Origin of the sequence: Micromonospora sp. NPDC000316 (assembly GCF_042898885.1) — a bacterium.
GTDB lineage: Bacteria > Actinomycetota > Actinomycetes > Mycobacteriales > Micromonosporaceae > Micromonospora.
Window position 1 is genome coordinate 378,899 of record NZ_JBIAZG010000003.1, and the last position, 13,934, is coordinate 392,832.

The following is a 13,934-nucleotide window of genomic DNA, read 5'->3' on the forward strand; positions in this document are numbered from 1 at the left end:
CGGGGTACGACGCGACGACGGCGAAGCCGTCCGTGGCACGCTCGGCGTCGGCGTCGGCGTCGGCGTGACGGTGCGCCGGTGACCCCGCGCGGCTGGGCGCTGCTGACCCTCGCCGGGTTGACAGTGGCGCTTGTGGTGGTCGCCGCGCTGCTCATTCCGTGGCACCGGCCGCCGGCCCCCCACGCCGACCAGTTGGCCGCGCTGCGCGACCTCCCGGCCGAGCAGGTGGCCCGGGGGCGGGAGTTCCGGGCCGCGCTGCGCCCGGGCGGATACGCGGCGCTCGCCATTGGGCTGCTGATCGCCCTCGCGCTCGGCCTCACCCCGCTGGGCAGCCGCCTGGTCGAGCTGGTGGGCCGGCCGTTCGGAGGGCACTGGATCGCGCAGGCGGTGCTCGGTGGGCTCGCCGTGGTGCTCGTCGCCGACCTGCTCACCCTGCCGTTCTCAGCCTGGCGGCAGAGCGTGCTGACGCGGTACGGGCTGAGCACCAACGGCTGGAGTGGCTGGGCTGTCGACCTGCTCAAGTCGTACGCCGTGAGCGCCGTGATCGGCGCGGTCGCCCTGTTCGGCTTCTACGCGGTCATCCGGCTCGCGCCGCGCTGGTGGTGGGCGGTCGGCGCGGCCGGCGCCGCGCTGCTTGTGGTGCTGCTGTCGTTCGTGCTGCCGGTCCTCGTGGAGCCGGTGTTCAACAAGTTCACCCCGATGGAGCAGGGGCCGCTGCGCACCGAGTTGATGAGCATGGCCGCCCGCGACGGCGTGCCGGTCCGCGACGTGCTCGTCGCCGACGCCTCCCGACGCACCCGTGCGGTGAACGCGTACGTCTCCGGTCTCGGGCCGACCCGGCGGGTTGTCGTCTACGACACGCTGCTGCGCGAGGCGACCCCGGCCGAGGTGACGGCAGTCGTGGCGCACGAGTTGGGGCACGCGAAGGACTCCGACGTGGCGGTGGGCACCCTCACCGGGGCGTTGGGCGCGGCGGCGGCGGTGGTGGCTCTCTACCTGCTCGGTTCGTGGGGGCTGCTGTTGCGGCTGGCAGGCGTCGACTCGGTCGCCGATCCACGCGCGTTCCCGCTGTTGGTCGCCCTGGTCACGGTGGCCGGTCTGGTCGCGGCGCCGGCGCAGGCGCTGATGTCCCGCCGGGTGGAGGCTCGGGCCGACGCGCACGCGCTCGCCCTCACCCGTGACCCGGAGGCCTTCGAGTCGATGCAGCGCCGGCTCGGGTCGGTAAACCTCGGCGATCCCGACCCGCCGCGCTGGGAATACCTCTACTCGGCCTCGCATCCGTCCACCGTGGAGCGGATGGCCGCCGCTCGCGCGTACGCCCGGGAGGCCGGCCGATGAGCCGCACACTGCTGATCACCAACGACTTTCCGCCGCGCCCCGGCGGGATCCAGTCCTTCGTGCACAACCTGGCGGTGCGGCAGCCGGCCGGCTCGGTGGTGGTCTACGCGTCGAGCTGGCGGGGGGCGGCGAAGTTCGACGCCGACCAGCCCTTCGAGGTGGTTCGGGAACGCACCCGGGTGCTGCTGCCCACCCCGCTGATCGCCCGGCGGGCGGCTCGGCTGGCCCGCGCGTACGACTGCGACACGGTGTGGTTCGGCGCGGCGGCGCCGCTCGGGCTGCTCGCCGCGGGCCTGCGCCGCCGGGCGGGGGTGCGTCGGGTGGTGGCGCAGACCCACGGTCACGAGGTCGGCTGGGCGGCGTTGCCCGCCGCGCGTCCGGCGCTGCGCCGGATCGGCCGAGGCGTCGACGTGACCACCTACCTCGGGGAATACACGCGCAGTCGGTTGGCCCGGGTGCTCGACGGCGTGACCGACCTGCGCCGGTTGGCGCCCGGTGTGGACGTCGACACCTACCACCCCTCGGTGGATGGCGAGCCGATCCGCGTCCGGTTGGGGCTGGCCGACCGGCCGGTGGTGGTCTGCGTGTCCCGGCTGGTGCCGCGCAAGGGGCAGGACATGCTGATCCGGGCACTGCCGGAGATCCGCCGCCGGGTGCCCGACGCGGCGCTGCTGATCGTCGGCGGCGGGCCGTACCGGGCGACATTGGAGAAGCTGGCCCGGCAGGCCGGTGTCGAGCGGGACGTGGTCTTCACCGGCTCGGTGCCGTCGGCCGAGCTGCCGGCGCACTACGCGGCCGGCGACGTGTACGCGATGCCCTGCCGCACCCGCAACCGTGGCCTGGACGTGGAGGGGCTCGGCATCGTCTACCTGGAGGCGTCCGCCACCGGCCTGCCCGTGGTGGCGGGCGACTCCGGGGGCGCGCCGGACGCGGTCCGCGAGGGCGAGACCGGGTTCGTGGTCCCGGGGCGGGACGTCGCCCAGCTCGCCGACCGGGTGGCCCGGCTGCTCGCCGACCGGGATCTGGCCCGCCAGTTGGGCGCGGCGGGCCGGGCGTGGGTGGAGCGGGAGTGGCGCTGGGAGGCGCAGGCCGAGCGGATGGCGGCCCTGCTCGCCGGTTGACAGCCGCTCAGCTGCTCGCCGGCCGTGGCGGGGCGTGGTGCGGCACGTACTCCTGGCCGGTGAGCTTCTGGATCGCGGCCATCACCTCGTCGGTGACGGTCCGGATGTCGCGCGGCCCGTGGATGCGGCCGGCGACCGGGATCGGCGGGCCGAACCGCAGGGTGATCGGGTGGCGGCGGGGCAGCCGCGCGTCGACGGGCAGCACCTCGGCGGTGCCGAGCACGCCGACCGGGATGATCGGCACCTCGGCGTCGCGGGCCAGTCGGGTCATGCCGGTGCGGCCTCGGTAGAGCCGCCCGTCGGGGGAGCGGGTGCCCTCCGGGTAGATGGCGACGAGGCCACCGGCGCGCAGCACCGGCACGGCGGCGTCGAGGGCGCTGAGTGCGGCCCGACCGCCGCCGCGTTCGACAGGGATCGCGCCCATGCCGTGGACGATCTGCCGGTTGAGCCAGCCGCTCGGGCCATGCCCGGTGAAGTACTCCGACTTGGCCCAGAAGGTGACGTGCCGGGGGGCCGCCGTGACCAGGAACAACTCGTCGGCGACGGACAGGTGGTTGCCGGCCAGGATCGCGCCGCTGTGCCGGGGGAGATGCTCCAGCCCGTGCACCTGGGGCTGCCAGCCCAGCCGCAGCGCGGCGCCGACGGTCAGCTTGGTGATGTCGTACAGCAGGGGCACGGGTTCTCCGGGTGGTTGGGGTTCACCTGGCGGCGGGGCCGAGGTGTGCGTCGAGTGCGGCGTGCAGCAGTGCGTCGTCGTCGGTGGTGCCGGTGGCCAGCGGCAGGCTGCCCCACGCCCAGAGTTGGGCGATGCCGTGCAGGTTGGCCCAGAGCGCGCCGGCCAGGACCGGGACGGGGGCGTCGGTCGGCCGGCGTACCTGGGCCACCAGGTCGGACAGGTCGGTGAAGAGCGGCAGGCTCGTCTCGCGCAGCCGCAGGCGGCCGCTGGCCAGCAGGTCGTGCCGGAACATCAGCTCGAACATGCCACGGTGCTCCGCCGCGAAGTCCAGGTACGTCCGTCCCAGGGCCACCAGGCGGGCACGCGGGTCCGGCCCGGCCTCGCGCATCGTCTGCTCGATGCGTTCGCTGAGGTCGGCGTAGCCCTCCCGGGCGATGGCGGAGAGCAGGTCGACGTGGGTGGGGAAATAGCGGCGTGGGGCGCCGTGGGACACGCCCGCCCGGCGGGCGATCTCCCGCAGCGACACCGCCGACTGGCCCTCGCGCAGCACCAGGTCGACCCCGACGGCAACCAGCCGGGCCCGCAGACTCGCGTCCTCCACGCTCATAGACAATGTCTACCAGGTGTCGTAGACAGTGTCTACTGCTTCTGACTGGGAGATGTCACACGCCGCCCTGCCGGTCCCGGCGCGGCGCCGATCAGCGGATGCGGGCAAGAATGCGGTCGGCGGGCGCGGGCGGGCCGAAGTGCCAACCCTGCGCGGCGTCGCAACCGATCGCCCGCAGCCGCTCGGCCTGCCCGGCGGTCTCCACCCCCTCGGCGGTGACCGTCAGGTCCAGTGCGTGCGCCAACGAGACAAGCGACGCGAGAATCCGCTCGTCGGTACGCCCCACCGCGGGCGACCGCAGGCCTGCCACGAACTCCCCGGCGACCTTCAGTTCGGTGACCGGCAGGTCCCGCAGGTACGCCAGATTGCTGTAGCCGGTGCCGAAGTCGTCGATGGCGATCCGCACCCCGAGATCGGCAAGCACCCGCAGCGCGCGTACCGGCTCCTCGGCGGTGCTCATCATCGTGCTCTCGGTGATCTCCAGTTGGAGCCGCTCCGGCGGAAGCCCGGTCTGCTGGAGCAGGGCGAGCACGTCCTGCACCAGGCCGGGCCGATGCACCTGCCGGACGGCCAGGTTGACGCTCACGAACGGCGCCTGCGCGCCACCGGCCGACCAGGCCTCCGCCTCCCGGCACGCCTCGGCCAGCACCCAGCCGCCCAGTTGCACGATCAGGCCGGTCTCCTCGGCCAACTCGATGAAGCTGTCCGGCCGCAGCACGCCCAACTCCGGGTGGCGCCAGCGGACCAGCGCCTCCACGCCGAGCAGCCGGCCGTCGCGAAGCGAGGTGAGCGGCTGGTAGTCGAGGTAGAACTCGCCACGGTCGAGGGCCGCCGGGATGGCCGCGGAGAGGGCGTACCGGGCCAGCTCGCGGCGGTTGCGCTCGGCGTCGTAGAGCGCCCAGCGCGCCCCGCCGGCCGCCTTCGCCCAGTGCAGGGTGCTGTCGGCGGCCCGCATCAGGTCGCTGGGGTCGGCCCCGGCGACCTGGCGCTCGACGATGCCGATGCTCGCCGACACCTGCAACTCGTGCCCGTCGACCGACCTCGGCTCCCGGACCGCCGCCAGGGCGGCCTCGGCCACCTTCACCATGTCGTCGGTGCCACCGCTGCCCTCCACCAGGATGACGAACTCGTCACCACCGAGCCGGGCCACCAGGTGCTCGCCGAGCGTCTGGTGCAACTGCTCGGCCACCATTGTCAGCAGCCGGTCGCCGACCTGGTGTCCCAGGCTGTCGTTGACAACCTTGAACCGGTCCAGGTCGAGGAAGCACACACCGACGCGCTGGGCGCCCCGACCCGGCTCGTTGAGCGCGGCGGTGAGCCGCTCGGTGAACAGCGTCCGGTTCGGCAGGCCGGTGAGCGGGTCGTGGGTGGCCTGGTGGCGAAACCGCGCCTCGCTGGCCCGCAGGGCGCGCTCGGCCTGCGACCGGGCCATCATCGCGGCCCGGCGGATCGACTCCTGCTCGTCGAGCGTCCGGTCGCGAAGCGCGCGGGCGTAGCCGGTCGCCACCGCTGCCAGCAGCCGCGCCATCCGGTCCTCGACGTCCTCGGCCACCAACCCGAGGTCACGCACGAGCCGCAGCTGGATCACCTCGACGGTACGACCCAGCCCTTCGGCGGAGGCGATGTGCGCGGCGACCAACTCGGCGCCGACCCGGTGCCCGGACCGCAGGTCGAACGGCTCGGCGAGCAGCGCGCCGGCCAGCTGCCCGGTGAGCCGGTGCAGCAGGGCTTCGAGCTGGGCCTGGGTCATCGGCAGGTAGCTCGTGCCGGAGACCGCCTTGGCCCAGGCGCGGGCGAAGGTGCCCGGGTGGGTGTCCGCCCCGGGCGACTCACTCACCGAGTCGCCCGACGCCGCCCATGAAGACCGCACGCTCGGCGTCCTCCGCGCTCTCCGGGGTGTCCGGTCGCCACTGCGGCACCCAGACCACGCCCGGGTCGACAAGCTCGAAGCCGTCGAAGAGCGCGGTCAGCTCGGCCCGGCTGCGGACCCACAGCGGATTGTCGGTGCGCTGGTAGACCCGCTCCGCCTCGGCCCGCTCGTCCTCGCGGCGTCCCTCGTCGCTTGCCTGCGACAGCACCAGGTAGCTGCCGGGGGCCAGCGCGTCGCGCAGGGTCCGCAGCACCTCCGCCGGCCGGTCCTCGTCGGAGACGAAATGCAGCACGGCGACGATCATCACGGCCACCGGCTGGCTCAGGTCGAGCAGCTTGCGAACGTCCGGGTGGGCCAGGATCCGCTCCGGGTGCCGCAGGTCCTCCTGCACCACGGCGGCGCGGTCGTTGCCGGCCAGGATCTCCCGGCTGTGCGCCACAGCGACCGGGTCGACGTCCACATAGACCACCCGCGACCGCGGGTCGATCCGCTGGGCGATCTCGTGCACGTTGCCGACAGTGGGGATGCCCGAGCCGATGTCCAGGAACTGTCGAACGCCGGCCTCGGCGAGGTGACTCACCGCTCGGCGCAGAAACGCCCGGTTGGCCTGGGCCATCAACGGCGCCTGCGGGACGGCGGCCACCATCGCCTGAGCCGCGGCTCGGTCGACGGCGAAGTTGTGCGAGCCGCCGAGGTAGTAGTCGTACATCCGCGCGACGCTCGGGCGCTCGATGTCGATGGTGTCGGGTGCCCAGTCCGGCCGCTGCATGCGCTCACCCCTTGAGTCCGCGATGCGAGCATCGCCCGCGCGGGTATTGTGCCCCCGTCGGGACCGCCAGACCATAGCCTGCCGCCAGGTTGCCCGCGACAGCGGTCGATACGCGAAGTCCGCGCCAGCGGGAAGCGGGCGCGGACTTCGGGCGGGGCGATCCGCTCGATGAGCGGGTGGGGCTCAGAACTTCGGGGCGTCCGGTGCCTCAAGAAGGCCCAGCCGCAGCGCCGTCATCAGCGCCTGCGCCCGGTTGGCGGCCCCGAGCTTCTCGTAGAGCTTGGAGATGTGCGTCTTGGCCGTCGACTCGCTGACGAACAGCTGCTTGGCGATGCCCGCCACGCTCATCCCGTCGGCCAGCAGTCGCAGCACCTGCCCCTCGCGGGGGGAGAGCTGCGGGCCGGACGGCGCGAGTCGACGCTTCATCGCCTCGGCCAGGTCGGCGGCGGTGAACGCGCTGGGGGAGGAGGCGGCGTGCCGCGCGGCGGCCACCACCTCGTCGGCCGGCGCGGTCTTCGGCACGAACGCGCTGGCGCCGGCCTCCAGAGCACCGAAGAGCTGGTCGTCGCCGGCATACATGGTCAGCACCACGATGCCCATCGACGCGCTGGACTTGCGCAGCGCCCGCGTGGCCTCCAGGCCGCTGCCGTCGGGCAGCCGCAGATCCATGATCACAACGTCCGGCTGTAGGGCACCGGCCTGGCGTACCCCCTCCGCCGCCGTGGCGGCCTCACCGACGACCTCGAACTGGCGGTCACGCTCGAAGGCGTGCCGCAGGCCCTTACGAATGAGGTCATGATCGTCGACAAGGAGGACCTTGGTGCGGGTGGCCGGTGTCGGACTTGTGGTCATCCTTGGGTTACTCCCCTTCTGATGCTGCGCTACCGCGCACGTTATCGCGCCGGGACGAGGTGCCAAGAACCACCGCCACGGTCGTGCCGCTCGGCTGTCGCGGCCTGATCTCCAACCGGCCCCGGATACGTTCCGCCCTCTCGGCCATGATCGCAAGACCGTACCGCCCGTCGGGGCGCTGGTCAGCCATCCCCTGACCGTCATCCGACACTTCAATTTGCGCGTAGGGTGGATCAACCTCACAGGTGACCCATAGGTTGGATGCCCCCGCGTGCTTGCGGGCGTTGGTCACCGCCTCCTGGGCGATGCGCAGCAGTTCGGCCTCGGTGGCGGCCGGCAGCCGAGCGGTCGACTCGTCGAGCGACAGGTGCACCCGCAGGCCGCCGGAGGCACCCACTGTCCGAGCGTACTCGGCGATCGCCGCGGCCAGCCCACCCTGCCGGTCCACTTCACTGCGCAACTCGAACAGGCTCAGCCGCAGCTCAGTGATCACCCGCGTCACCTCGGCGCGCAACGTCCGCAGCGCCTCGGCGGTCTCGTCCGCGTCGTCGAAGACCGTGGCGAGGGCGTTGTCGATGCCGTAGCCGACCATCACCAACTCCTGTGCCACCCCGTCGTGGATCTCCCGGGCCAGCCGCTGGCGCTCCTCGTTCGTCGCAAGCGAGCGCACCTCGTCGAAGAGCAGCGCCGCCTCCAGCCGCAGCGCGGCAGGCTGGGTCAGGCCGGTCACCCGGGACACCACCGGCGGGGGGTACGCCTGCGCGGCGTCGGCCTCCAGCACCACAAGCCCCACCGTGCGCACCCCGGCGACCAGCGGGACGATAAGCGCGGAGACGTCGCCGCCCCGGTGCGAGCGGGTCTGCGACCGCGCCGCCGTCTGCGCCTGCTGACTGGCCCAGGCGTCGGCGATCGCCGAGTCCGCGTCGAGCGTCGTCTCCCAGTCCACCCGGTCCACCCCGGCCTGGGCGAGCACCACGAGCCGCCCGCCTCCGCTGGCCGACAGCACCGCGCCCCGGTCGGCACGGGCGACCGTCCGCAGCTCCTCCAGCAGGTGCTCGGAGATGCCGCCCGGGTCCAGCGTCGCGCCGGGCAGTTGCCGGGCCACCGTCCGCAGCTGGGTCAGCAGCCGGGTCGCCTCGGCGTACGGCTGCGGCTTGCTCTCGGCGCGTACGGCGATCATCCGGTGCAGGGTGCTGGCGGCGTAGAGCCCGAAGGTGGCCAGGACCAGCCACTGCGCACAGACCGCGAGGTAGCCGAGCTGCCCGAGCTGACGCCCGTCGCCGACCTCGGTCAACGCGCCGCTGACCAGCAGCGTGGCGGCGGCCACCACGAGCAGCGCGGCGCTCTCGGCGAAGCGGCGACGCAGCGCGGTGACGGTCACCGGCACCGCCAGGTAGGGGAGCACCGCCGAGGCGCCGAGCCCGCCGACTGTGCCGTCAGTCGACGCGACCGCGGCCACCTGGCTGGCGGCCAGCCCCACCACCACGACTTCGGCCATCCGGCTCAGCGGCCCGATCAGCCGGTGCTGGGGGGCCAGCAGCGCGGGCAGCCCGGCGACCGCCAGCAGCGCGATCCACCACAGTTCGGTGACGTCGCTTGTGGCGAACAGGGTAAGGATCGCCACAAGCGCCAGCATCACCAGGCGGGCGGCCAGGGCGAGGGGATGCGGCTGCGATGCGGCGGTTGTGGATGCGGGCACGTGACGGATGGTAGTCAGCCCCGATAGATATCGGCGATTTCCGCCGCGTACGTCTTGTGCACGACCTGTCGCTTGACCTTCAGCGACGGGGTCAGCTCACCTGTGGTCTCGGTGAAGTCCTGCGGCAGGATCCGGAAGACCTTGATCGCCTCGGCCCTGGAGACGGACTGGTTCGCGGTGTCGATGGCGGACTGGATCTCCGCCCGCAGGGCCTCGTGCTCGCGCAGCTGCTCGACAGGTGTGCCGGCGGTCAACCCGGCGTTCTCCAGGAACGCCGGCAACGCCTCCTCGTCGATTGTGACAAGCGCCGCGATGAACGGCTGGCGGTCGCCGACGACCACGCACTGGCTGATCAGCGGATGTGCCCGGACCAGGTCCTCCAGCACCGCCGGGGCGACGTTCTTGCCCGCCGCGGTGACGATCAGCTCCTTCTTGCGGCCGGTGATGGTGAGGTAGCCGTCGTCGTCGAGCTGGCCCAGGTCGCCGGTGCGGAACCAGCCGTCGGGGCTCAGCGCCTCGGCGGTCGCCACCTCGTTGTGCCAGTAGCCCTGGAAGATCAGCTCGCCGGCGATCAGGATCTCGCCGTCGTCCTCGATGCGCACTGTCACGCCGGGCAGCGGACGCCCGACCGTGCCGATCCGGGTGCCGGTGGGCAGGTTCGCGGCGGCGGCCGGCGAGGTCTCGGTCAGCCCGTAGCCCTCCAGGATCGTCACGCCGATGCCGCGGTAGAAGTGACCGAGCCGGGCGCCGAGCGGCGCGCCGCCGGAGATGGCGTCGCGGCACCTGCCGCCGAGCGCCGCGCGCAGCTTGCGGTAGACCAGCCGGTCGAAGACCGCGTGCTGGGCGCGCAGCACCAGGCTGGGCCCGCGCGGCGTCTCCAACGCCTCGCTGTACGCGATGGCGACCTGCTCGGCGCGGGCGAAGATGCCACCCTTGCCGCCGGCCTCGGCCTTCTGCTTGGCCCCGTTGTAGACCTTCTCGAACACCCGGGGTACGGAGAGCACGAATGTGGGCCGGAAGTCCTGCAGATCGGCGACGAGGTTCTTGGTGTCGGCGCAGTGGGCCATTGTGGCGCGGGTCTGCACCACGCCGATCTGGATGAGCCGGGCGAAGGCGTGCGCCAGCGGCAGGAAGAGCAGGGTGGCCGCGCCGGCGTTGAACAGGTTCGGCAGCACCGGCACCGCGTTGGCGATGTCGGCGTACATGTTGCGGTGGGTCAGCATGCAGCCCTTGGGCCGGCCGGTGGTGCCGCTTGTGTAGATGATGGTGGCCAGGTCACTGGCGCGAACGGCCTTGCGTCGCTGCTCCACCTCGGCCAGCTCGACGGCGGCGCCGGTGCCGACCAGTTCGTCGACCGCGCCGCGCTCGATCTGCCAGACGTGGTCCAGCTCGGGCACCCGGTCGCGTACTCCGGCGATGAGGTCGGCGTGCGCGTTGGTCTCCACCACCACGGCGACCGCGCCGGAGTCGGCGAGGATCCAGGCGGCCTGCTCGGCGCTTGAGGTCTCGTAGATCGGGACGGTGACCGCGCCGGCCGTCCAGATGGCGTAATCCAGCAGCGTCCACTCGTAGCGGGTGCGGCTCATCAGTGCGACCCGGGAGCCCGGCTGGATGCCAGCGGCGATCAGCCCGCGGGCCACCGCCGTCACCTCGTCGCGGAACTGCAGGCATGTCACTTCCGCCCAGGTGGTGCCGGTGCCGTCGGGGGACGGGGTGGCGCGGGCGAACTGGACGGCGTCCGGTGCGACCTCAGCGTTGTCCCAGACCGGATCGGTGAGGTTGGCCGCCTCGCCAACGGTGACGATCGGCGGAACAGAGAACTCGCGCACCTGCACTCCTTCGTGCTCGCACTGGCCAGGCGGCCGCCGCCCGGGGGTGGCGGCGCTGTCGAAACTACCCGGCGGCCGGAGGGGATGGCACACGCAGGATGCCTGTTCGGGCTCGTGGCGGCCTGTTCAGCGCGTGGCCGGGGGCGGCGCGGCGCGCGGGAGGTACCCGCCGGGTAGCCTTCGCCCATGGCGGACTCCTCCACCCAGTCGATCATCATCGGCGCGTCACCGGACCGGGTGGCGGCGGTCATCTGTGACTTTTCGCGGTACCCCGAGTGGTCCGAGGCGATGCGGCACGCCGAGGTGATCGAGGAGTACGAGGACGGCTACGCCAGCCAGGTGCGTTTCACAATCGACGCCGGGGTGATGGCCGACGAGTACGTGCTCGCCTACGAGTACGCCGAGGACATCTCGCGCATCGAGTGGCACCTGGTCACCCCCTCGAAGATGCAGAAGAGCCAGCGCGGCTCGTACGACCTGGTGGCCAACCCGGACGGCAGCACCACGGTGACCTACACCCTGGAGGTCGAGCTCTCCGTGGGGATGCTCGGCATGTTCCGGCGCAAGGCCGAAAAGATGATCATGGACACGGCGTTGAAGCAGCTCAAGCGCCGGGTAGAAACACCCGGTGCGGCGCAGTGACGTGTCCGGCAGCACGGTAGGGGAGCCGAGGGTGGGCGAAACGGATCCGGGTTCGGCCCGGGAAGAGGCGGAACGGCTTGTCGCCACCCTGCTGGCGGGGGCGCGACTGGCCTCCAGCGGGGCGGCCGGTGGTGCGTTCGGCCCGTTGGGCGGGATGTTGTCCGGTGTCCTCGGTCACAGTGCCGCACCGGGCGGCGGCTCCGGCGTCGGCGGTGGTTTCGCCACCGGTTCGGCCGAATGCTGCGTCTGCCCGGTCTGTCGTGGCATCGCCGCTTTACGTGACCCGAGTCCGGAATTCGCCGAGCGTCTCGCGACCGGAGCCGGCGACCTCGCGGCCGGTGTGGCCAGCCTGCTCCGCGCGTTCGCCCCGACCGAGTCACCAACGTCGCCCTCCGCGCCAACCCCGCCGGCACCTGCGGGAACGGCCGACCCGGGCAGCGGCGGCGAGACCCCGCGGGCCGACCGGGCCGACCGGCCCGGCACCGCCGACGACGATCACGTGTGGCGCGATGCCACCCGCAGCGTGCATGATTCTCAGCCGGCACCGGAGCGAGACGTCTGGTCGGTCGCCACCCGGACGGCGGGCGCACCCGCCCCGGCCACCGCAGCACCCGTCGACGAGGCCGGGTCGGTGGCCGCACCGGCACCGACCAGCCGACCCGTGGTGCCCGCATCGCGGGTGCCCGACGACACCGGTGCGGACGCGCCGGGCGACGTCGCCTGAGCGCGGGACATCCTGACCCGGACCGGCGTGCCGTCGGCGCGTGGGCCGGACAGCAGAGGGGAGCGGCAGCGGTGACGCTGACCATCGGAGTCGACGTCGGTGGCACGAAGGTGGCCGGTGGTGTCGTGGACGACACCGGCAAGGTCCTCGTGCAGGCCCGACGGGACACTCCCGCCGATGACGTCGGCAAGACCCGCGACGTCATCATCGAGTTGGTCGGCGAGCTCTCTGCCGAGCACGCGGTCGAGGGGGTCGGTATCGGCGCGGCCGGCTGGATCGACGCCAACCGCTCGACAGTGCTCTTCGCCCCCAACCTGGCCTGGCGCGACGAGCCGCTGCGCGAGTACGTCAGCACCGCCGTCGGCCTGCCGGTGATCGTGGAGAACGACGCGAACGTGGCCGCCTGGGCCGAGTTCCGCTACGGCGCCGCCCGCGCCGCCGACGATTCCATGGTCATGTTCACGATCGGCACCGGCGTCGGCGGCGGCATCGTGCTCGGCGGTGAGCTGGTGCGTGGCGCGCACGGCATCGCCGCGGAGCTGGGCCACATGCTGGCCGTGCCGGACGGCCACCAGTGCGGCTGTGGGCGGCTGGGCTGCATCGAGCAGTACGCCAGCGGCAGCGCCCTCGTCCGCTTCGCCCGGGCCGGAGCACGGCAGGAGCCGCAGCGGGCCGCCGCGCTGCTGGACCTGGCCGGCGGCGAGGCCGAGGCGATCACCGGCCCGATGGTGACCGCCGCCGCGCAGGGCGGCGACCTGGTCTCCGCCGAGGCGTTCGCGCAGATCGGCCGGTGGCTGGGCACCAGCCTCGCCGACATGGCGCAGATCCTGGACCCGCAGACCCTTGTCGTCGGCGGCGGCGTGATCGACGCCGGTGACCTGCTGCTCGGTCCGACGCGGCGCTCCTACCTCGACGCGCTCGCCCAGCGGGGCCGCCTGCCGGTGGCCGAGGTGCTCCCCGCCGAGTTGGGCAACAGCGCCGGGGTGATCGGCGCGGCCGACCTGGCCCGGCGGATCTGAGGCGATCGGGATGGGCCAGGGCTCGGGCGTACCACTGCGTGTGGTGTCGTACAACATCCACAGCCAGCGCGACGACACCGCCGCGTTGGCTGCGGTGGTCCGGGCCGCACGGCCGGACGTGGTGATCGTGCAGGAGGGGCCGCGCCGGTTCCGGTGGCGGCAGAAGTCCGCCTCGCTTGCCGAGTCGTTCGGCCTGGTGGTGGCCGCCGGTGGGCTCCCCGCGCTCGGCAACCTGCTGCTGACCAGCCTGCGCGTCCAGGTGCCGAGCAGCAGGTGTCAGCGCTTTCCGCTGACACCGGGCCGGCACCTGCGCGGTGCCGCGTACGCCGAATGCCGTGTCGGCGACGCCCGGTTCACCCTCGCCGGCTCCCACCTGTCCACCGACCCGACCGAACGTCCCGGGCAGGCCGCCGAGTTCAAGCGTGGGCTGGACGCGGCGAGTGGCCCGCTGGTGGTCGGGGCCGACCTGAACGAGGGGCCGGACGGGTCGGCCTGGGCCACTGTGGCGCACGGCCTGACCGACGCGGCGGTCGCGGCCGACCGGGCGGACCGGCTCACCTACTCGTGCGCGAACCCGCGCCGGCGCATCGACGCCCTCTTCGTCGACCCACGGATCACAGTGGTCGACTACGACGTGGTGGACACCCCGCAGACCCGGCGGGCCAGCGATCATTTTCCGGTACTCGTCGACCTGCTGCTGCCCAGCTCCGGCTGACCCCCTCGCCCGCAGGAGCCGCCGATCGGTCCGCGTCGGGGCTGGACATCCGGCTCCGATGTGGGGAGGATTT

The 13,934-nt window shown here is 72.9% G+C and carries 13 protein-coding genes; 6 read left to right on the plus strand and 7 right to left on the minus strand.

Going from position 1 to position 13,934, the window contains the following annotated elements; translation table 11 throughout:
• Positions 1-78 precede the first annotated feature (78 nt).
• Together ACFY2Q_RS10005 and ACFY2Q_RS10010 are read left to right on the plus strand one after the other, a co-directional pair.
• The gene (locus tag ACFY2Q_RS10005) at positions 79-1,338 is read left to right on the plus strand and encodes a M48 family metallopeptidase (protein WP_387128871.1); all 1,260 of its coding nucleotides are present in this window, start codon (positions 79-81) and stop codon (positions 1,336-1,338) included.
• Positions 1,335-2,459: a glycosyltransferase family 4 protein gene (locus ACFY2Q_RS10010; RefSeq protein ID WP_387128873.1), complete on the plus strand. Its 1,125-nt coding sequence runs from the start codon at positions 1,335-1,337 to the stop codon at positions 2,457-2,459. Before ACFY2Q_RS10005 ends, ACFY2Q_RS10010 begins: the two co-directional genes overlap by 4 nt.
• Positions 2,460-2,466: 7 nt before the next feature.
• Here ACFY2Q_RS10010 and ACFY2Q_RS10015 read toward each other — a convergent pair whose 3' ends face one another.
• The 7 genes from ACFY2Q_RS10015 to ACFY2Q_RS10045 all read right to left on the minus strand — a co-directional run bounded on the left by ACFY2Q_RS10015 (position 2,467) and on the right by ACFY2Q_RS10045 (position 10,761).
• Positions 2,467-3,135, minus strand: coding sequence for a lysophospholipid acyltransferase family protein (locus tag ACFY2Q_RS10015; RefSeq protein ID WP_387128874.1), 669 nt, complete (start codon positions 3,133-3,135; stop codon positions 2,467-2,469).
• A gap of 22 nt (positions 3,136-3,157) precedes the next feature.
• Positions 3,158-3,742, minus strand: a complete 585-nt coding sequence (locus ACFY2Q_RS10020; RefSeq protein WP_387128876.1) for a TetR/AcrR family transcriptional regulator — start codon at positions 3,740-3,742, stop codon at positions 3,158-3,160.
• A gap of 91 nt (positions 3,743-3,833) precedes the next feature.
• The gene (locus ACFY2Q_RS10025) at positions 3,834-5,492 is read right to left on the minus strand and encodes a putative bifunctional diguanylate cyclase/phosphodiesterase (protein ID WP_387129128.1); all 1,659 of its coding nucleotides are present in this window, start codon (positions 5,490-5,492) and stop codon (positions 3,834-3,836) included.
• A 79-nt stretch (positions 5,493-5,571) separates the two neighbouring features.
• Positions 5,572-6,381: an SAM-dependent methyltransferase gene (locus ACFY2Q_RS10030; protein WP_387128877.1), complete on the minus strand. Its 810-nt coding sequence runs from the start codon at positions 6,379-6,381 to the stop codon at positions 5,572-5,574.
• A gap of 183 nt (positions 6,382-6,564) precedes the next feature.
• Positions 6,565-7,233 (minus strand): response regulator transcription factor, encoded by a 669-nt coding sequence (locus ACFY2Q_RS10035; RefSeq protein ID WP_007072219.1) that lies wholly within the window; start codon positions 7,231-7,233, stop codon positions 6,565-6,567.
• 7 nt (positions 7,234-7,240) lie between these two features.
• Positions 7,241-8,932 (minus strand): GAF domain-containing sensor histidine kinase, encoded by a 1,692-nt coding sequence (locus ACFY2Q_RS10040; RefSeq protein ID WP_387128878.1) that lies wholly within the window; start codon positions 8,930-8,932, stop codon positions 7,241-7,243.
• A 14-nt stretch (positions 8,933-8,946) separates the two neighbouring features.
• Positions 8,947-10,761 (minus strand): AMP-dependent synthetase/ligase, encoded by a 1,815-nt coding sequence (locus ACFY2Q_RS10045; RefSeq protein WP_387128880.1) that lies wholly within the window; start codon positions 10,759-10,761, stop codon positions 8,947-8,949.
• 186 nt (positions 10,762-10,947) lie between these two features.
• Here ACFY2Q_RS10045 and ACFY2Q_RS10050 point away from each other — a divergent pair, with 186 nt between their 5' ends.
• From ACFY2Q_RS10050 to ACFY2Q_RS10065, 4 genes are all read left to right on the plus strand, one after another.
• Entirely contained in the window at positions 10,948-11,403 is a 456-nt protein-coding gene (locus ACFY2Q_RS10050; RefSeq protein WP_387128881.1) for an SRPBCC family protein, read from the plus strand.
• 31 nt (positions 11,404-11,434) lie between these two features.
• Positions 11,435-12,127, plus strand: a complete 693-nt coding sequence (locus tag ACFY2Q_RS10055) for a hypothetical protein (protein WP_387128883.1) — start codon at positions 11,435-11,437, stop codon at positions 12,125-12,127.
• A 71-nt stretch (positions 12,128-12,198) separates the two neighbouring features.
• Positions 12,199-13,146, plus strand: a complete 948-nt coding sequence (locus ACFY2Q_RS10060) for an ROK family glucokinase (RefSeq protein WP_387128885.1) — start codon at positions 12,199-12,201, stop codon at positions 13,144-13,146.
• 10 nt (positions 13,147-13,156) lie between these two features.
• Positions 13,157-13,861, plus strand: a complete 705-nt coding sequence (locus tag ACFY2Q_RS10065) for an endonuclease/exonuclease/phosphatase family protein (RefSeq protein ID WP_387128886.1) — start codon at positions 13,157-13,159, stop codon at positions 13,859-13,861.
• Positions 13,862-13,934: the final 73 nt, after the last annotated feature.